The sequence below is a fragment of the Nocardiopsis sp. NPDC101807 genome (genome assembly GCF_044766605.1).
GTDB classification, from domain to species: Bacteria; Actinomycetota; Actinomycetes; order Streptosporangiales; family Streptosporangiaceae; genus Nocardiopsis; species Nocardiopsis tropica.
This window is the reverse complement of the sequence record NZ_JBIWMK010000001.1, coordinates 311745-330298: the sequence shown is the minus strand read 5'-3', so window position 1 is coordinate 330298 and position 18554 is coordinate 311745. Positions and strand designations below refer to the sequence as shown.

Below are 18554 nucleotides of genomic sequence, written 5' to 3'. Positions count from 1 at the left end.
CCCGTCACATCCGCCAGGGGAGGTGGAGCCACGGGCTCGCCGGATCACCGACCAGGACCTCGTGCGCCGCCACCGAGTCCTTGTAGTAGGGGCCGAACGAGCCCTCGTCGAAGGCCATCGCCCGCCCCAGCACGAAGCCCGCCGACATCTCCTGCCACGAGCCGTGGTGGCGCATCGACTGCGCGCCCGCCCGCAGGATGTGCCCGTGCGCGGCCCGCTCGTCGGCGTACCCGGCGTTGACGCCCCACCGGGCGAGGTTGACCGCCCGGCCGAAGTCGTAGGCGCGCACGGTCCGCACCGGCACGCCCCGGGGGAGGACCCCGTCCTCGGCCATGCGCTCCTCGTACTCCCAGATCAGGGCGGCCTCCAGGACCATCTCCTCGTAGACCCGGTGGGCGGCGCCGCGGGCCCGGCACCAGTGGGCGATCAGGTCCGGCCACACGCCCGCGTCGAAGGGGAGCCCGGGCGCGCGGGCCATCGCCCGGTTGCGCAGGTCCAGCAGGACCGTCACGCCCGAGGCGGGGCGGTGGTCGTCGGTCAGGCGGCGCAGCGCCCCGTCCCACCCGGCGGTGTCGGTGATGCCCCAGGAGTCCCGGAGCTTGGCCCGCTCGTCCTCGGCGTCGCAGCAGGAGCACGACGAGTGGACGGCGTTCCACACCCCGCCCCCCGCCGTCGGCATGTGCGCCCCGGAGGCGAAGGCGTGCGCCAGCGGCCCCTGGAAGAACCCCGCGGGGTCGCTCCGGAGCCTCGCCCGCTTGGAGAACAGTCCCATGGCGCCCCTCCTCAGGGGTTCGGGAGGCGGATCTCCTCCGCCTCGCGTCGGGCCCCTGCGGTGCTCCGCTCCGGGGCGGCGGGGTGGGGGAGGACCGCCGTCCGGGGGCGGGCGGAGTCCGCTGCCCCCTCCGGCCCCCGGATCCCGGGGTTCTGCGAGTGGTCGGTCCAGCTGCCGGCCATACCTTGTTCCCTTCCGTCGCGCGCCCGGCGGACCGTGGGGCGCGCCGCGTGGTGTGACGTCCGGGCAGGGCCGCGGGTTCCGGATTTCGCCGATCGGGGGGAACAGGAGTGGAAGGGGTGGTTTCCGTGCACTCCCGGTGTTCGCGGTGTGACGGAGAAGGGCTTGGTGTCAGGGGTCACATCACCTACGATGGGAGCGCTCCCAGAAAGGACTCCCCATGGATGCCCCGACACTGCCCGCACACCTCCAGTTCGGTACCGCCACCGCCGCCTACCAGGTCGAGGGGGGAGTACACGAGGGCGGGCGCGGACCGTCCATCTGGGACACCTACTGCCGGACCCCCGGACGCGTCGCGCGCGGCGAGACGGGCGACGTCGCCTGCGACCACTACCACCGCTACGGCGAGGACGTCGGCCTGCTGGCCGACCTCGGGGTGGACCTCTACCGCTTCTCCGTCGCCTGGCCCCGCGTCCAGCCCACGGGCAAGGGCCGCCCCAACCCCGAGGGCCTCGCCTTCTACGACCGGCTCGTCGACACCGTCCTCGGCGCCGGGATCGAACCCGTCCTCACCCTCTACCACTGGGACCTGCCCCAGGCCCTGGAGGACGAGGGCGGCTGGCGGGTGCGCGACACCGCCCACCGCTTCGCCGAGTACTCCCGCATCGTCGCCGACCGCCTCGGCGACCGCGTCAACCGCTGGATCACCCTCAACGAGCCGTTCTGCTCGGCCTTCGTCGGCCACGCCGTCGGCCGGCACGCCCCCGGCACCCGCGAGGGGACCCCCGCGCTCGCCGCGGCCCACCACCTCCTCCTCGCCCACGGCATGGCCGCTGGAGAACTGCGCGCCGCCGCGGCGGGCGAGGTCGGCATCACCCTCAACCCCGACCACCTGCTGCCCGCGTCGGACTCCGACGCCGACCGCGCCGCCGTGGAACGCGCACGCACGCTCCACAACCGCGTGTGGTTCGACCCCATCTTCAAGGGCGCCTACCCCGACAACGAGGACGAGGTCTGGGGCGGCATGGCCGACGGCTCGTACCGCGCCGACGGGGACCTGGAGATCATCGCCCAGCCCCTGGACTTCCTCGGCGTCAACTACTACCGGCCGATCATGCTCCGCGACGCCCCGCACGCCGAGGCCGACCCCTCCGCCCGCACGGCCGTGGACATCCGGACCGAGCAGGTGGACTTCGAGGGGGTCCGGCACACCACCATGGGCTGGCCCGTGCTCCCCGACACCTTCGCCGACCTGCTCATCGACCTCGACCGCCGCTACCCGAACCTGCCGCCCGTCCTCATCACGGAGAACGGCTCGGCCGAGGACGACCGGCCCGACGAGACCGGGCGCGTCCGCGACACCGGCCGCGTCGACTACCTGCGGGACCACCTGGCGGCCCTGGCGCGGGCCATCGAGGCCGGGGTCGACGTGCGCGGCTACTTCGTGTGGTCGCTTCTGGACAACTTCGAGTGGGCCTACGGGTACGACCGGCGCTTCGGCCTGGTCCGGGTCGACTACGAGAGCCTGGAGCGCCACCCCAAGGACAGCTACCACTGGTACCGCGACTTCCTGACCTCCCACCGGGCCCGCAGGGTCGGCGAGGCCGTCCGACAGGGCTCCTGAGCGGCAGCCCCAGCCGCGCCCCGCGGACGGCGGGGCGCGGCCGAGCTCAGGCGTGCTGGCGCGCGACGCCGCCGAACGCCCCCACCACGGCGCCCAGGGCGAACATCGACGCCTCGTCCTCGTCCATGTGGACGATGCCGGCCGGGACACGCACCCGGTAGGGCTTGGGCTCGGCGGGAAGGATCTCCAACCCGTCGATGATCCCCTGCCCCTCCAACATCAACAGGGCCTCTTCGACCCTTCCTGTACGGTCACCGCGGGACCATATGGACATGCGTCAACCCTCACTACGGCCGGGGCCGGGTACAACCGAGCGGGAACGGCGCCACTGGGGCAGGGCGGTCCACTGTTTCCCGGGCCGGGAACCCAGCCCTGTCACGCTCCGGGGTCCGTTCCGGTGTGCGCGGGGAGCAATCCCAGTGATACCACCGGCGCGGCGGGGCGGGGACGGCATCGCGGGCACGGCGCACTGGCCGGAACCGGCCACGCCCCGGGGGTGTGGCCGGAACCCTGTTCCGGCCTGCGGCGGCACCGGTCGGCGGGGGCGGCCGCCCCGTCCCCCCGCGCGCACCGGCGGGCCGCCGCGGGGTGGGGGCCGGGACCGGGTCGCCGCACGGGCTCGGTGGAGGCGGCGCGCCGCCGGGGTGGGCATCATGGCTCCTCGGGGTCGTTCCGGGCGAGCCTAGGGACGCTCCCGCCGACCCGCCCGGCGAACGCCGAAACCGGTCGCCAATGCCCGGAAAGTCCTGTGCCACAGGCATTCCGGGCCCGGCGTCACCGCCCGTGGCTCCGCGCCGGAACGCTCGACGGCGGACGCCCGGGGTCAGGGGCGGGCCGGGCCGAAAGCCCTGAGGGTCGCGTCGACGAGTGCGTCGGCGTACGCGGGGGTCAGTGGGCCGCCGCGGTGCAGCCACCTCTGGAAGAGGGGGGCGTAGAGCACCTCCAGGACCAGGTCGAGGTCGGCCTCGGGATCGAGCTGGCCGGCCTTTTGGGCGCTGCGCAGGCGCGTCTTCTTCGCCTCGTCCAGCGGCCGGGCCAGTTTCTCGCGGTACTCGGCCGCCAGATCGGCATCGTTGGCGATCTCGGTGTTGAGGGCGCGGAGCAGCCTGTCGAAGGACGGGTCGGCGAACTCCTCCGCCGTGGCCCGCATGACCAGCTTGAGGTCGGACTCCAGGTCGCCCGTGTCCGGTAGCGCGACGGACTGTCCGTCCGCGCCCTCGCTCAGGGCCAGGACGGCGGCGAAGACGACCGCGCTCCTGGACGGCCACCGCCGGTAGATCGTCTGCTTCCCGACGCCGGCGCGGGCGGCGATGGCTTCGACCGTGACCTTGTCGTAGGACTGCTCCGCCACCAGGGAGCGGGCGGCCGAGAGGATCGCCTGCCGGGACCGTTCCTTGCGCCGGGAGTGGTCCGGCCCCTTCGCGTTGGACATGCCACCCAGCCTATCCAGAACAATAAACGAGACGCTCCGTATTGCTATACCGGATGGCGTGTCCTACACTCGCATGAAAACGAGACGGACCGTTTCCTTTTTTGAGAGAGGTGTCATGGCGGACGCACGAGTCTGGCTCATCACCGGGGCGTCCCGCGGCCTGGGGAGAGCCTTCGCCGAGGCCGCCCTGGCGGGCGGCGACCGGGTGGTGGCCGCCGCCCGCGACGTCGGGCCCCTGGAGGAGCTGGCCGGGAAGTACCCCGAGCACCTGGTCCCGCTCGCGTTGGACGTCGCCGACCGCCGGGGCGTGTTCGCGGGGGTGGAGCGGGCGGCGGCCGCGTTCGGCGGTCTGGACGTGGTCGTCAACAACGCCGGCGCCATGCTCTACGGCATGGTGGAGGAGGCCACGGAGGAGCAGATCCGGGCGCACATGGACGTGAACTTCTTCGGCGCCGTGTGGGTGGCCCAGGCGGTTCTGCCGCACCTGCGCGCCCGGGGCGGGGGGCGGCTCCTGCAGGTCACCTCGATGGGCAGCGGCGGCGGCATGGCCACCGTCGGCCTCTACGGCGCGGGCAAGGCCGCCCTGGACTCGGTCAGCGAGGCGCTGGCGATGGAGGTCGAGGGGTTCGGCGTCAAGGTCACCGTCGTGCAGATGGGCGGCTACGAGACCGGTCTGTTCACCGCCGGAACCACGGCCACGCGACCCCTGGAGCGGTACCGGCCCCTGCGCACCGAGATGGAGGCGATGTGGGGCGACGCCGTCGCTCCGGCACCGGACACCGCCGCTCCGGCCCTCATGGAGCTGGTGGCGCTGCCGGACCCGCCCCGGCGGCTCATCCTCGGCAGCCGGTCCTTCGACCACGTCCTGGAGATGGACCGGGCGCGGACGGAACTGTACCGGTCCTGGGAGCGCCTCAGCCGGACGGCCCCGGGCTGACCGCGTCCCGCGCCGCGTCCGGGACCGTCACACGAACGCGCCCTCGTGGCGGCGAAACCGCGTCAGCGCCCCCGCCGCCTCCACGGGTATCCCGCAGTCGGCTCCGTCCCGGACCGTCTCCGGGGACCGGGAGGCGCAGACGCCCGAGGGCGGGCGATCGCGTGGGGGACCGGGCGCACGGTCGCCCGACCCACCGGAACCGGTGCGGTCGCCGGGCGCGTGCGGTGCACGGCCCGCGCCGCCAACGGATCCGGCGCGGACGGTGTGCGTCAGGCGCTTCCGGACTTCTGGTCCTACAGGGCTCCGGCACGTATCGGCTGCGGTGGAGCCGGTGCCGCGCCGGGGCTCAGACGATGATCTCCCGGCAGACGTCGACGAAGGCCTGCACCCGCCGCACCGGTCTGCGGTCGGCCGGCTCGATGACCTCGATCCCGAGCCCCCCGGACTCGATGTCGAGCTCCCTGGTCACGTAGGGCAGGTCCTCGTAACTGCGTTCGAGCGCGGTGCGCTGGGTGAGCAGCGCGCAGCCCAGCCCCCGGGCCACCAGGGCGCGGACCATCTCGAAGCTCGCGGTACGGAAGCGCACGTTCGGGACCAGGCCGGCTTTGGCGAACAGGCCGAGGAAGTAGTCGCCGGCGGGCGGCAGGTCGAACAGGATCAGCGGTTCGGAGGCCAGGGCGGCAAGGCTCAGCGGGCCCTCCGTGTCCCATGCCTTGTCCGCGGGGACGAGCGCGTAGGGCGGGTCCGACCGGAGCGACTGCGCCGTCACCCCGCCCGTGGCGCGCACGGAGTCGAGCTCGTAGTGGTAGGTGATCGCGAGGTCGATCCGGGTGTTGAGCAGGTCGTCCAACAGCGTCCCGTGGGCCGCCTCGACGAAGGAGAGCCGCACCTGCGGGTGCCGCCGCGAGAACTCCGCGATCACCTTCGGCAGGAGGATCGGCGCGATCGTCGCGTAGCAGCCGACGGTGAGGTCTCCCTCGACCTCCTCCCGCTCCCGGCTGGCCGTCTCCCGGAGCTGTTCGAGGTTGGCCCGCACGTTGTCGGCCACGGCCAGGGCGCGCTGCCCCGACGCCGTGAGGAGCATCCCCTTCGGGGAGCGGACGAAGAGGGTCACCCCCAGCGCCGACTCCAGGTCGGTCAACGCCGTCGACACCGTCGACTGCGACACGAACAGCTCCCGCGCCGCCGCCGTCACCGAGCCGAGCCTGGCGATGGCCCTCAGGTACTCCAGCTGCCGCAGGCTCACGTCACCCACCGGATCGGCCCTCCCGCCGGAGCCATCGGTTTTTCCGAAGGCGTTCTTTGGATCTATGTGTTTTACAGATCCTATCCCCCGCCTGGATAGTGGTGACCCATGACACAGGCAGGTCGGATGCCGACGGCACCGGGGGCTCTACCGCGTCCCCGCAAGGCGCTCGACTCCACACTCCCGCGAACGAGCGACCTCCTGATCATTCACCAGAGCGTTCCGGCGCGCTGGGGGCCACCGGCGCCTCCGGGGCCCCGGCGCGTGCGAGGACAAGATTCCAGGAGGAGAAATGACGAGTGAGATCGCAGAGCAGGTAGACAAGAAGGACCTGCGGCGGAGTGTGTTCGCCGGAGCGGTGGGCGTCTTCGTCCACTGGTTCGACTGGGCCGTCTACGCGTACCTGGCCACCACCATGGCGCAGGTGTTCTTCCCCGAACAGGACGGCACCGCCGGCCTGCTGTCGGTCTTCGCGGTCTTCGCCGTGGCGTTCTTCGTGCGTCCGCTCGGCTCGGTGCTCTTCGGCCACCTCGGTGACCGGTTCGGCCGCAAGACCACACTGTCGATCGTCATCATCTCCATGGCGGCGGGCACGCTCATGCTCGGGCTGCTGCCCAGCTACGAGTCCGCCGGCATCCTCGCGCCGATCCTGCTCGTGGTCGCCCGCATCATCCAGGGGCTCGCCGCGGGCGGGGAGTTCGGATCCGCCGCGGCCTTCCTCGCCGAGTTCTCGCCGCCCAAGCGCCGTGGATTCGGATGCTCGTGGATCGAGTTCGGCTCGGTCGGCGGGTTCCTGTGCGCGTCGTTCGCCGTCTGGGCCCTGCACTCGGCCTTCCCGGCGGAGGTCGTCCTCGACTGGGCCTGGCGGATCCCCTTCCTGCTGACGGTGCCCATGGCCGCGGTCGGCCTCTACATCCGCCTGCGTATCGAGGACACGCCCGAGTACCGCGCCCTCGAGGACATGAACAACGTCCCCAGCCAGCCGGTCGTCGAGGTGTTCCGCTCCAACGGCAGGCAGTTCCTCCAGACGGTCGGCATCGAGACCTTCATGAACTCGACCTTCTACATCGTCCTCGTGTACCTGATCACCTACCAGGAGGAGATCGTGGGGGTGCCCGCCGACCGGGCGGCCCTGCTCTCCGCGGCGGCCTCGGTCGTCGCCATGGGGATCATCCCGCTGTCGGGCAGGGTGTCCGACCGCGTGGGCCGCAAGCCGGTGCTCTACACCGCCGCCGCCCTGCTGATCGTCGCCGCCGTGCCGCTGTTCCTGCTGATGCAGGTGAACACGTCCTGGGCGGCGTTCGCCGCGACCTTCGGCCTGGCCGCGATCCTGGCGATCATCCTGGGCACGCACGCGTCCACGGTGGCGGAGCTCTTCCCGACACGGACCCGGCAGAGCGGCCTGTCGATGGCCTACAGCGTCGCGGGGGCCTTCTTCGCCGGAACCCTGCCGTACCTGATGACCTGGCTGATCTCGCTCACCGGAAGCTCCATGGTCCCGGCGTTCACCATGATCGTGATCGGCGTCATCGGCGCGGTCACACTGCGCACCATGCCCGAGACCAGCGGTTCCGACCTGCTGCACGAGAGCGACCGGGCCCCGCGCTGAGCAGTACGCGGGCCGGGGGCCGTCCGAGTGCGCTCCGCGCCCGGCCGGCGCCCCGGGCCGCCCGAGAACAGAACCGTCCGCCCGGCGGACGGGCCCGTGGAGCGGCCCGTCCCGGCGGACTCCGCGGACACCGCCCCGGTGCGCCGGCCGGGTCCACGGAGAAAGCACGCAGAGCGCGTCCGCCGCTGCGGAACCACACGCGTTGACCGAGCCCTGGAGGTTTCGCATGTCAGTCCAAGAGATCGAGGTCGTCGTCGTCGGAGGGGGGCAGGCCGGGATCGCGGTGAGTGAGCACCTCAACGAACGCAAGGTGCCGCACGTCGTCCTGGAGAGGAACCGCGTCGCCGAGCGCTGGCGCTCGGAGCGGTGGGACTCGCTGGTCACCAACGGGCCCGTCTGGCACGACCGCTTCCCCGGGCTGGAGTTCACCGGCCTCGACCCGGAGGACTTCGCCTCCAAGGAGCAGGTGGCCGACTACCTGGCCGCCTACGCGGAGAAGATCGGTGCGCCGATCCGCTGCGGCGTCGAGGTGACGTCCGTGCGCAGGCACACCGGCCGCAGGGGGTTCCGGGTCCGGACCTCGGACGGGGACTTCGACGCCCGCTACGTGGTGGCCGCCACCGGCCCCTTCCAGCGCCCGGCCGTCCCGCCGATCATCCCCGAAGAAGCGGGCCTGGTCCAGATCCACTCCAGCGCCTACCGCAACCCCGCCCAACTGCCCGAGGGCGCCGTGCTCGTGGTCGGATCGGGCTCCTCGGGGGTCCAGATCGCCGACGAGCTCCGTGCCGCCGGCCGACGGGTCCACCTCTCCGTAGGACCGCACGACCGCCCCCCGCGCAGGTACCGCGGACACGACTTCGTCTGGTGGCTGGGCGTGCTCGGCAAGTGGGAGGCGTCCTCCCCTCCGCAGGGCGCCGAACACGTCACGATCGCGGTCAGCGGCGCGCACGGAGGCCGCACCGTGGACTTCCGGACGCTGGCCGACCGCGGCATCACACTGGTCGGCCGGACCGAGTCCTTCGACGCCGGGACCCTCCGCTTCGCGCCCGACCTGCGGGACAACATCGCGCGGGGCGACGCCAACTACCTGTCCCTGCTGGACGAGGCCGACGCCTACGTCGAGCGCAACGGCCTCGACCTCCCCGAGGAGCCGGAGGCCAGGGTCCTGGGCGATGACCCGGAGTCGGTGACCGACCCCGTCCTCGAACTCGACCTCGCCGCCGCCGGGATCACGTCCGTCCTGTGGGCCACCGGTTTCACCGCCGACTACGGCTGGCTGCAGGTGGACGCCTTCGACGCGGACGGCAGACCCAGGCACCAGCGCGGGGTCTCCTCCGAGCCCGGCGTGTACTTCATGGGGCTTCCGTGGCAGTCCCGCCGCGGCTCCAGCTTCCTCTGGGGGGCCTGGCACGACGCGAAGTACGTCGCCGACCAGATCTCGATCCAGCGCGGCTACATGGAGCACAACGACTCGAACCCGCGCCCGTCCCACACCCGATCCCGCGTCCAGGAGTGACCTCACCATGACCACGCACAAGCGCATCCGCCCGTTCAACACCAAGGACACCTACCCCGAGCAGAACCTCGACAACGACCTGTGCCAGGCGGTGGTGGCCGGCGGCGTCGTCTACCTGCGCGGCCAGATCGGCCAGGACCTGGACACCCGGGAATCCGTGGGCATCGGCGACGTCCGCGCGCAGACCGAGAAGGCCATGGCCAACATCGACCTCCTCCTCAAGGAGGCCGGGAGCGACCTCCGGGACATCGTCAAGGTGACGATCTACCTCGTCGACCCGCGCTACCGGGAGGACGTCTACCGCGAGATCGGGCGCTGGCTCAAGGGCGTCCACCCGGTCTCCACCGGCATCGTCGTCCAGGCCCTGGCCCGTCCGGAGTGGCTCGTGGAGATCGACGCGACGGCCGTGATCTCGGGAGGCGGGGAATGACCTTCTCCATCGCAGCCCACCAGGACGGCCGGTTCGGCGTCGCCGCCGCCTCGTCCTCCCCCGCGGTCGCGGCGCGGGTCGTGCACCTGCGCGACTCCGTCGGCGCGGTCGCCTCGCAGAACATCACCGACCCGCGGCTGGGAACGGCGCTGCTGGACGGGCTCGCCGCGGGCGCGGGCCCCCGGGAAGCGCTCGCCTCCGTCGTCGACGGCGAGCCGGACATCGACTACCGGCAGCTCACCGTGGTGGACGCCTCCGGGGCGGCGGCGACCTACAGCGGCGCGCTCACCCTCGGCGTCCACGGGGAGGCCACCGGACCGCACTGCGCGGCCGCGGGGAACATGCTCTCCCGCCCCGGCGTCCCCGAGGCCATGTGCGAGGCCTTCGGCTCCGCCGGGGGAGAGCTGGAGGAGCGCCTCCTCGCCGCGCTCGCGGCCGGGCTGGCCGCCGGCGGCGAGGCGGGACCGGTGTACTCCGCCGGCCTGTCCACCGTGTCCGCGAACGGCTGGCGCGACACGGACCTGCGCGTCGACTGGCAGGAGGGCCCGATCGAGGCGCTGCGGGGGCTGCTCGGGGTCTGGCTCCCGCAGCGCGACGACTACGTCCGGCGCGGCCTGCAGCCGGCGGCCTCGCCCGGATACGGGGTGCCCGGCGATGACCGTTGAACCCGGCGGGCAGCCCGGCGCCACGGAGCACCTGGAACGCCTGATCACCTACTCCGAGACCCTGCACGCCCACCCGGAGACCGCCTGGGAGGAGCACCGCGCGGCACGGTGGACGGCGGAACTGCTCGAGGAGTTCGGTTTCGACGTCGAGACCGCCTACCTCGGCTTCCCCACCGCGGTGCACGCCGCCTACGGGACCGGGCGGCGCCGGGTCGGCTTCGTCGTCGAGTACGACGCGCTGCCGGGCCTGGGCCACGCCTGCGGGCACAACCTCATCGCCGCGATGTCGGCGGGCGCCGCGATCGCGCTCCGGGCGTGGGCGGACCCGCTCGACCTGCGCATCGACGTGATCGCCGCCCCGGCCGAGGAGGGCGGCGGGGGCAAGATCGAACTGCTCGACGCCGGGGCCTTCCGGGATCTGGACCTGGCGCTGATGGCCCACCCGGGCCCGGTCGACGCCCCGCGGGCCGAGCCCTACGCCGTCGCCCACGACCACGTCCGCTTCACCGGCCGGTCCGCCCACGCGGCCGCCTACCCGCACGAGGGCCGCAACGCCAACGACGCCTTCGTGATCGCCCAGGTGGCCCTCGGCCTGCTGCGCCAGCAGCTCCCGCCGGGCACCCGCGTCCACGGGATCCAGACGGTGGGCGGACAGGCGCCCAACGCCATCCCTGAGGCCACCGAGGGCCGCTGGTACACCAGGGCCGAGAGCCTGGCCCAGCTGGAGCCGCTGCGCCGCCGGGTGGAGCAGTGCTTCGAGGCCGGGGCGCTGGCCACGGACACCGCGGTGGAGTTCACACCGGAGTCCCGGCCCTACTCCGAGTTCCGCACGGACGAGCGCGCCCTGGAGATCTACACGCGTCACGCCCTCGCGATCGGGCGCAGGCTCGACGCGCCCGTGGAACACCGGACGATGAACCGCGCCTCGACCGACATGGGCAACGTCTCCCAGCACGTGCCCGCCATCCACCCCTACATCGGACTGGACTGCTTCCCGGTGAGCAACCACCAGCCGGAGTTCGCCGCCGTCTGCGTGGGAGAGGCGGCCAACCGGGTCATCGGGGACGGCGCCACGCTGCTCGCGCGTACGGCGCACGAGTACTTCGCGCGGGAACCCGGCCCCGCCGGCGCCGATCCGGCGGGGGGCGCGCCCGCCGGCGGACGAGGGCCGGGAGGAGGGCCGGCATGAGCGCGGACGTCCCCGTGGAGAGAACGGAGGCCGACCAGCTCGGCGAGGTGGCGGTCCCGGCGGACGCGCTCTGGGGGGTCAACACCGCACGCGCCAGGGCGAACTTCCCCGTCACCGGCCGCCCCTGGGGCGAACTGCGCGACCTCGTCTGGGCCTACGGGGCGGTCAAGCTCGCCGCCTGCCGCGCCAATGCCCGGCAGGGGCTGCTGGACCCCGCCCGGGAGCGGGCGATCGCCGCGGCCTGCCGCGAGCTCATGCGGGGCGACCTCGACGGGGAGCTCCTCGTCGACCGGGTCCAGGGCGGGGCGGGAACCAGCGCCAACATGAACGTGAACGAGGTGGTGGCCAACCGGGCGCTGCGGATCCTCGGCCTCGCGCCGGGGACCCGCGCGGTGATCGACCCGCTCGACCACGTCAACCGCAGCCAGAGCACCAACGACACCTATCCCACCGCGGTCAGGATCGCGGTCCACCGCGGCATCGAGCGGCTCGTGCCCGCGCTCCTCCGGCTCGCCGCCGAGTTCGAGGCCCGCTCGGCGGACTTCCGGGGCATCGTCAAGATCGGCCGCACGCAGCTGCAGGACGCCGTGCCGATGACCCTGGGGCAGGAGTTCGCCGCCTTCGCGGAGACGATCCGGGAGGACGCCGCCCGGCTCGAGGAGTTCCTGCCCCACCTGCGTGAGGTCAACCTCGGCGCCACGGCGATCGGGACCGGCATCACCGCCCCCGCCGGATACCGGCGGAGCGTGGTGGCCGAGCTCAGCGAGGTCACGGGGTATCCGCTGACCCCGGCGAGCGACCTGATCGAGGCGACCTCCGACACCGGTGTGTTCGTCCTGGCCTCCGGGCTCCTGAAGCGCTGTGCGCTGAAGCTGTCGAAGATCTGCAACGACCTCAGGCTCCTCGCCTCCGGTCCGCAGGCAGGGCTGCGGGAGATCGTGCTCCCGGCCGTGCAGGCGGGATCGTCGATCATGCCGGGAAAGGTCAACCCGGTCATCCCGGAGACCGTGAACCAGGTGGCGTTCCTCGTCGTGGGGGCGGACACGACCGTGACCATGGCGGCCGAGGCCGGGCAGCTGCAGCTCAACGCCTTCGGCCCGGTCATCGCCTCCTCCCTCCTGGACTCGGCGGACCTCCTGACGAACGCCGCCGACCTGCTCACCGGGCGTTGCGTGAGCGGTATCCGCGCCGACGGCGAGGCCGTCACCGCGCGGACCAGGGGCAGCCTCGCCGTCGCGACCGGACTGGTGCCGCTCCTCGGGTACGCGCCCACGGCGGCTCTCGTGAAGGAGGCGCTGAACGGGCCCCGCACACTGGCCGAGCTGGTCCTGGAACGGGGCCTGCTCGACGAGGAGCAGCTCGACGCCGTGCTCGCGCCGGAGAAGCTGACCGGTGAGGGCGCCGCCGTCCTCTAGCCACCCGCACGGCCGCGCCCGCGGTCACGCCTCAGGGGCGGCTCCGACGGTTCCGGCGTCGAAGCCGCCCCGTCCTGCGGTCCGGGGCCGCGGTCGCGGTCGCGGCAGGATCCTGCCCTGCCCGGCCGGGGCCTCCTCCTGCGAGGCCGTCGCGGCCCGTCCGCCCGGGGCCGGGGGAGACATCCCCTGCCCCGGGCGGACGGACCGCGACGGCGGCCGAGGGCCCGTGGCCCCGGCCCTGGGGCGTGCCGGCCCGGGACGGTCAGCCGTGGGCCCCGGCCTTCGGCCTGTCGGGGGAGCCGGGGGCGTCGCCGACCTCGGCGATGCCGCTGAGCACCTCGGAGGCGGCGAGCTCGTCGCGCGCGGCGAGGCGGTCGAAGCCGCTGACCGGGGGGTGGACGTAGCGGCCCAGGGTCGCGATGAGGATCGCGCCGATGACGAGGATGCCCATCAGGACGGGGATGACGGGGTCGTAGGAGCCCAGCAGGTCGTAGCCCAGCCCGAGGAGCAGCGGCCCGAAGGCGGTCCCCAGGAGGAACGCGGCCTGGACCACGCCCAGGATCCGGCCGAAGTAGCGCGTGCCCAGGTAGCGGCTGATGAGCAGGGCGAGCAGATCGCCCTCGATGCCGAAGGCGACGCCGATGAAGGCGACCGCGACGACGGCGCCGCCGAACGGCGGGTACAGGAAGAACATGCCCGCGATGGGGGCGATCATCACGATCGGGCCGATGACGGTTCCGGGCACGCGGTCGACGATGAAGCCGCCGGCCACGCGTCCCACCAGCGAGGCGAGGCCGAAGACGACCAGCAGGGCGGCCGCCTGCTCGGCGCTCAGCCCGCGGTCGGTCATCATCGGCACGAGGTGGACCTGGAGGCCGTAGACGACGACCCCGACCAGGCCCAGCCCGAGCGCGATGCCCCAGAACTGCCGGGTGCGGAACGCCTCGCGGACCGTCAGGCCGGGGAGCTGGAGGCTGACGTCGCGGCCCTCCACCCGCGTCTCCCGGACGAGGCGTCCGCGGACGTGCCGTTCCGCGCGGGCGCGCACGAACAGGGTGACCGTCGTGACCGAGACCAGGACCGAGATCAGCGCCATGACGCCGTACGTCATCCGCCACCCGACGTTCTCGATGAGCGCTCCGGCCAGCAGCGGGGCCAGGGCCGAACCCAGCCCGATGATGCCCGTCACCACGCCGACGGCGAGGGCGCGGTTGTTGTCGAACCAGCTCACCACCGCCCTGGTGGCGGGTACCGCCGTCCCGGCCCCGAAGAACCCCACGAAGAAGCACGGGACGAAGTAGACCCACTCGACCGGCGGCACCAGTCCGACCAGCGCCATCGAGGCCGCGAACAGCACGAACCCCGGCACGAGGATGTAGCGCGCGGCGAAGCGGTCCACGAGCTGGGCGACGATGATCAGGCCGATCGCCATGCCGACCGCCGCGACCGAGAACGCCCCGGTCACGGTCGTGCGGCTGAAGCCGGTCTCCTCGACGATCGGCAGCACGAACAGGCCGATGGTGGCCAGGTACATCTGGGGGCCGACGGCGTTGGAGGCGCCACCGCCGACCACCACCCACCAGGGGCTTCTCTGTCTCCGTGCGCGGGGGGTAACGGTGCTCATGCGGACTCCGTGGGTAGTGGGGCGGTCGTGCGAACGGCGATCAGGCGGCGAGGAAGGAGACCTCGGCCAGTTCCTCGGAGACCTTCCAGACGCGTGCCGCCTCCTCCGCGCTGCGCAGCGTCGGGTACAGCCGCTGCTCGGAGGGCGGGCCGCCCAGCCTTCCGAGGCCGCTGGGGCTGTAGAGCGCACCCGGCTCGGAACCGGGGTCGGTCGCGGCCATCAGCGCGGGCAGCTTCGCCGTCTCGAGGGTGCCCAGCAGGATCCCGCGGGCCGACAGGGACCGGATCCGGCGGATGTACGGGGTGTCCTCGTCGCGGCCGAGCTCGGGGCGGGCGGCCAGGAGGCTCGTGGGGGCCACCCCGGGGTGGGAGAGGTTGCTGGTGACGCCCCACCCGTGGGCCTTGCTGCGGCGGTCCAGTTCGAGGCCGAACAGCCCGAACGCGATCTTGGACTGGCCGTACGCGCGCATCCCGTCGTAGGAGCGGTCCCAGTTCAGGTCCTCCCAGTTGATGGACCCACGGCGCGCGGCGACACTGATCTGCGAGGTCACCCGCGCCCGGCCGGCGCGCAGCAGCGGCAGGAGCCGGCCGACCAGGGCGAAGTGGCCGAGGTGGTTGGTGCCGAACTGCAGCTCGAACCCGTCGACCGTGGTCTGGTGGTTCGGGGGCCGCATCACGCCGGCGTTGTTGATGAGGATGTGGATCGGCCGGCCCTCCCCGCGGAGCGTGTCGCCCAGGGCGGCGACCGAGGCCAGCGAGGAGAGGTCGAGGCTGCGGGTGGACACCCGCGCTCCCGGGTGGTTGCGGCGGATCCTCTCGACCGCCTTCTCCCCCTTGGCGGGGTTACGGACGGGCATGAGGACCTCCGCGCCGGCCGCGGCCAGCCGCTCGGCCATTCCCAGGCCCATGCCGTCGCTCGCGCCGGTCACGACCGCCAGCTTCCCGGTCAGGTCGGGCACGGTGATGTCGATGTTTCGACGTGGCATCGCTCTGCTCCTCGGATAGTCGATCCCTCACGCCGGTCGGCGGCGTGGGAGGCGTCCGGGCCTTCCCCTCCGCCGGGGGCAGGGGCGGGCAGGGGTCACCGGACCGCGCGGTCCGGGAACGGGAGGGACCGGTCAGCGACGCGTCCCGCTTCCGTTCCCGGTGCGCAAGAGCGATCCTCGGTCCTCGGCGGGGGGGTAACCACGGCCTCCCGATCCCAGGCTCGCGGGTCCACCCCTCGGGCTGATGACCGGAAGGGGGGATCGGCGGTCCGTGGCTACACTCGCGCGCGGACGGTAGACACAGAGCATGACCTTGGAAGGAATGCTGTGATCGATCGCACCGGGCTGGCGGAGTTCCTCCGCAACCGCAGGGGGGCGCTGCAACCCGAGGACGTCGGGCTCCCGCGCGGGCAGCGCCGCAGGACCACCGGCCTGCGACGCGAGGAGGTCGCGTCGCTGTGCCACATGTCGACCGACTACTACTCCCGGCTCGAACGGGAGCGCGGGCCGCAGCCCTCGCTCCAGATGCTCGCCTCGATCGCCCAGGGGCTGCACCTGTCGCTGGAGGAGAGGGACCACCTCTTCCGCCTGGCCGGACACAACCCGCCCGCGCGCGGCGGGGTCGGCGACCACGTCGGCCCCGGCCTGCTGCGGATCCTCGACCGCCTGGACGACACCCCCGCGGAGATCGTCACCGAACTCGGCGAGACCCTGAGGCAGACCCCGATGGGCGTCGCCCTCACCGGCGACACGACCGGGTACACCGGGCCCGCGCGCAGCGCCGGGTACCGGTGGTTCACCGACCCCTCCGTGCGGGACTTCTACGCCCCCGAGGAGCATGCGTTCCTCACCCGCATGTACGCCTCGGGCCTGCGCCAGATCCTCACCCTGCGGGGACCCGACTCACGGGCCGCACACCTGGCCGAGCTGCTCCTCGACCGGAGCGAGGAGTTCCGGCGGGTGTGGGGCGACCACGAGATCGGTGTGCGACCCCACGACGTCAAGCACTTCGTCCACCCCGAGGTGGGTCCCCTGACGCTGAACTGCCAGAGACTGCTCGACCCGGGCCAGGGCCACTCGCTGCTCGTCTACACCGCCGACCCCGGGAGCGAGAGCCACGAGAAGCTGCGCCTGCTCTCCGTCATCGGAGCCCAGGCGCTGCAGTGAGGCCCCCGGCGGGCTCCGGGCGCTGCCGGGGTGCGGGGCCGCTCCTGCCTGGCCCCGGCGCACGCCGACGGCCCTCGGCCCGACCGCCGGATGCGTTCGCCGACGGTTCGGGGCTGTCCGGCGCCGGGGCCCGGAGGGGCCGGGCCCCGGCGGTGCGGTCCCGCCTCCCGGCACCGGGAGGACCGGGCGAGGGCGCCCGTGGGACCGGAACGGGGGCGGTCAGCTCCCGGGGAAGGCGATCTTGATCAACTCCTCACGGGGCGGCCCGTACTCGCGGAAGACCCCCTCGAACACCGAGCAGGTCATGAGCGCGGGGGTGCGGATGCCCCGCATGGTCATGCACAGGTGCTCGCCGCGGCCGATGACGGCGACGTCGTCCGTCTCCGTCACCTTGGTGATGTCCTCGGCGATGTCGCGTACCAGGCGTTCCTGGACCTGGAGGCGGTGCGCGTGGCGGTGGGCGATCCGGGCGAACTTGGACAGCCCGAGCACGTGGTCCGCGGGCTTGTACGCGATGGTCAGGACGCACGAGAACGGCAGGAGGTGGTGTTCGCACAGCGACCACACGGTGATGTCGGAGACCATGACGATCTGTCCGTCCGTGCGCAGCGGGAAGTGCGTCTCGACCCGGCCCGCCTGGTAGTTGCTGAACTCCCGCCACCACCGGGCGAAGCGCCGCGGAGTGTCCTCCAGGCCGCTCCGGTCGGGGTCCTCGCCGATCTCGACGAGGAGTTGCCGTGCCACGCTCTCCAGCGGATCGCGCACGGTGGACTCCTGAGGAAGGTCTGCCAGCGTCATACGCCTCTCCGATCGCCCCACAACGTGATGTGCAGTCTGGTGGTCAGGTTCCAACCGCGAGCCAGGACGGGGTCCCGGATCTGGGCGAGGGACTGGTCCAGGGCGGCCTGGGTCCGTCCCTCGGGCATCACCCAGACCGAGCCGATGCCGTACCGCTCGACGACCGCCCCGACCTCGGCGAGGTCGGCCTCGGTGCGGCACACGAACTTGAACGCGGTCCCCGGTACCGCGGCCAGGGCCTCCAGGGCCCTTCCGACGATGCGCTTGCGCAGCGGGTCCCCCGAGTGGGCCAGCTTCGGAGACACGTTGAACCGCGCCAGCTCCGCCAGCCGGGCGTCCGGGGCTATCGTCCCGTTGGTCTCGATCTCGACGTCGTGCCCCGAGTCGCGCAGGTCCCGCACCAGCGGGTAGAGCCTGGTCTGCTGGTTCAGCGGCTCGCCGCCGGAGACGACGATCAGCGGAACCCCGTAGGCGACCAGGCGGTCGCGGACCTGCGTGTAGGGGATCTTCTGCAGTTCCTTCTTGGGGTCGTAGGCGATTCCGGTATCGCCCTTCCCGGTCCAGTCCCAGGTGTAGGGAGTGTCGCACCAGCTGCAGGACAGGTTGCACCCGCCCAGCCTGACGAAGGCGCAACGACGTCCCAGTGAAGGCCCTTCCCCCTGGAGGGTCTAGTGGGGCCGAAGATCTCGTTCACCACGAGATTCGGCGTGTCCATGGCCTCACCCCCTTCCGTGTTCGAGCGAGAAGCCGTGCTCATGGCCTGTACACCGCCCATGTCCTGTCCGTCCCCGGCACGCGTGCCGCGCCCGGTTCCGGATAGCGGGACGCCCACCGTCCGGGCCCCCGGCGGCGCGGGTCCCGCGCCGTGGGGCCGGAGGTGACGGCGTCGTTCGGATACCGGTGGCCCAGTTCCTGGCCCGCCCGGTGGGAGAACTCCCGGAGGCCGCCGCGGTCCCGTACGGTTC

Annotated in this window: 18 protein-coding genes; 9 read left to right on the top strand and 9 right to left on the bottom strand. The window is 72.8% G+C overall.

The features are described from left to right. Positions 1-4: 4 nt before the first annotated feature. Both ACIRPH_RS01500 and ACIRPH_RS01495 read right to left on the bottom strand, forming a co-directional pair. Complete coding sequence (locus ACIRPH_RS01500) at positions 5-772, bottom strand: DUF1266 domain-containing protein (protein ID WP_402908005.1); 768 nt, start codon at positions 770-772, stop codon at positions 5-7. 11 nt (positions 773-783) lie between these two features. After that, entirely contained in the window at positions 784-954 is a 171-nt protein-coding gene (locus tag ACIRPH_RS01495; protein ID WP_402908003.1) for a hypothetical protein, read from the bottom strand. A 218-nt stretch (positions 955-1172) separates the two neighbouring features. On the opposite strand from ACIRPH_RS01495, the gene ACIRPH_RS01490 reads away from it, so the two are divergent. Then, positions 1173-2576: a GH1 family beta-glucosidase gene (locus tag ACIRPH_RS01490; protein ID WP_402908001.1), complete on the top strand. Its 1404-nt coding sequence runs from the start codon at positions 1173-1175 to the stop codon at positions 2574-2576. 46 nt (positions 2577-2622) lie between these two features. On the opposite strand, the gene ACIRPH_RS01485 is transcribed toward ACIRPH_RS01490, so the two are convergent. Both ACIRPH_RS01485 and ACIRPH_RS01480 read right to left on the bottom strand, forming a co-directional pair. After that, positions 2623-2796, bottom strand: a complete 174-nt coding sequence (locus tag ACIRPH_RS01485; RefSeq protein WP_267949469.1) for a hypothetical protein — start codon at positions 2794-2796, stop codon at positions 2623-2625. Positions 2797-3399: 603 nt separating this feature from the next. Then, the gene (locus ACIRPH_RS01480) at positions 3400-4008 is read right to left on the bottom strand and encodes a TetR/AcrR family transcriptional regulator (protein WP_402907998.1); all 609 of its coding nucleotides are present in this window, start codon (positions 4006-4008) and stop codon (positions 3400-3402) included. Positions 4009-4123: 115 nt separating this feature from the next. Between ACIRPH_RS01480 and ACIRPH_RS01475 the strand changes: the two genes are divergently transcribed. Further along, positions 4124-4945 (top strand): SDR family NAD(P)-dependent oxidoreductase, encoded by an 822-nt coding sequence (locus tag ACIRPH_RS01475; protein ID WP_402907996.1) that lies wholly within the window; start codon positions 4124-4126, stop codon positions 4943-4945. A 346-nt stretch (positions 4946-5291) separates the two neighbouring features. Here the strand turns inward: ACIRPH_RS01475 and ACIRPH_RS01470 are convergent, their stop codons facing one another. Then, positions 5292-6200, bottom strand: a complete 909-nt coding sequence (locus ACIRPH_RS01470; RefSeq protein WP_402907994.1) for a LysR family transcriptional regulator — start codon at positions 6198-6200, stop codon at positions 5292-5294. A gap of 283 nt (positions 6201-6483) precedes the next feature. On the opposite strand from ACIRPH_RS01470, the gene ACIRPH_RS01465 reads away from it, so the two are divergent. From ACIRPH_RS01465 to ACIRPH_RS01440, 6 genes are all read left to right on the top strand, one after another. Beyond that, positions 6484-7800, top strand: coding sequence for an MFS transporter (locus ACIRPH_RS01465; RefSeq protein ID WP_402907992.1), 1317 nt, complete (start codon positions 6484-6486; stop codon positions 7798-7800). Between the two features lie 226 nt (positions 7801-8026). Continuing rightward, complete coding sequence (locus ACIRPH_RS01460; protein ID WP_402907990.1) at positions 8027-9316, top strand: flavin-containing monooxygenase; 1290 nt, start codon at positions 8027-8029, stop codon at positions 9314-9316. 7 nt (positions 9317-9323) lie between these two features. Next, entirely contained in the window at positions 9324-9746 is a 423-nt protein-coding gene (locus ACIRPH_RS01455; protein WP_402907988.1) for a RidA family protein, read from the top strand. Beyond that, entirely contained in the window at positions 9743-10411 is a 669-nt protein-coding gene (locus ACIRPH_RS01450) for a DUF1028 domain-containing protein (protein WP_402907986.1), read from the top strand. Before ACIRPH_RS01455 ends, ACIRPH_RS01450 begins: the two co-directional genes overlap by 4 nt. After that, entirely contained in the window at positions 10401-11600 is a 1200-nt protein-coding gene (locus ACIRPH_RS01445) for a M20 family metallopeptidase (RefSeq protein WP_402907984.1), read from the top strand. The genes ACIRPH_RS01450 and ACIRPH_RS01445 overlap by 11 nt, the downstream gene beginning before the upstream one ends. Next, positions 11597-13015 carry an aspartate ammonia-lyase gene (locus ACIRPH_RS01440; RefSeq protein WP_402907982.1) on the top strand — a complete coding sequence of 473 codons (1419 nt, stop codon included), beginning with the start codon at positions 11597-11599 and terminating at the stop codon, positions 13013-13015. Before ACIRPH_RS01445 ends, ACIRPH_RS01440 begins: the two co-directional genes overlap by 4 nt. A 262-nt stretch (positions 13016-13277) precedes the next feature. On the opposite strand, the gene ACIRPH_RS01435 is transcribed toward ACIRPH_RS01440, so the two are convergent. Then, entirely contained in the window at positions 13278-14639 is a 1362-nt protein-coding gene (locus ACIRPH_RS01435; RefSeq protein WP_402907980.1) for an MFS transporter, read from the bottom strand. A gap of 40 nt (positions 14640-14679) precedes the next feature. Next, the gene (locus ACIRPH_RS01430; protein ID WP_402907978.1) at positions 14680-15624 is read right to left on the bottom strand and encodes an SDR family oxidoreductase; all 945 of its coding nucleotides are present in this window, start codon (positions 15622-15624) and stop codon (positions 14680-14682) included. Between the two features lie 327 nt (positions 15625-15951). Between ACIRPH_RS01430 and ACIRPH_RS01425 the strand changes: the two genes are divergently transcribed. After that, the gene (locus tag ACIRPH_RS01425) at positions 15952-16791 is read left to right on the top strand and encodes a helix-turn-helix transcriptional regulator (protein ID WP_402907976.1); all 840 of its coding nucleotides are present in this window, start codon (positions 15952-15954) and stop codon (positions 16789-16791) included. A 219-nt stretch (positions 16792-17010) separates the two neighbouring features. Here ACIRPH_RS01425 and folE read toward each other — a convergent pair whose 3' ends face one another. Then, a complete protein-coding gene (gene folE, locus ACIRPH_RS01420) occupies positions 17011-17589 on the bottom strand; it encodes a GTP cyclohydrolase I (protein WP_402907974.1) in 579 nt (192 codons plus the stop codon). Next, positions 17586-18191, bottom strand: a complete 606-nt coding sequence (locus ACIRPH_RS01415) for a 7-carboxy-7-deazaguanine synthase QueE (protein ID WP_402909436.1) — start codon at positions 18189-18191, stop codon at positions 17586-17588. Before ACIRPH_RS01415 ends, folE begins: the two co-directional genes overlap by 4 nt. Between the last annotated feature and the right edge of the window lie 363 nt (positions 18192-18554).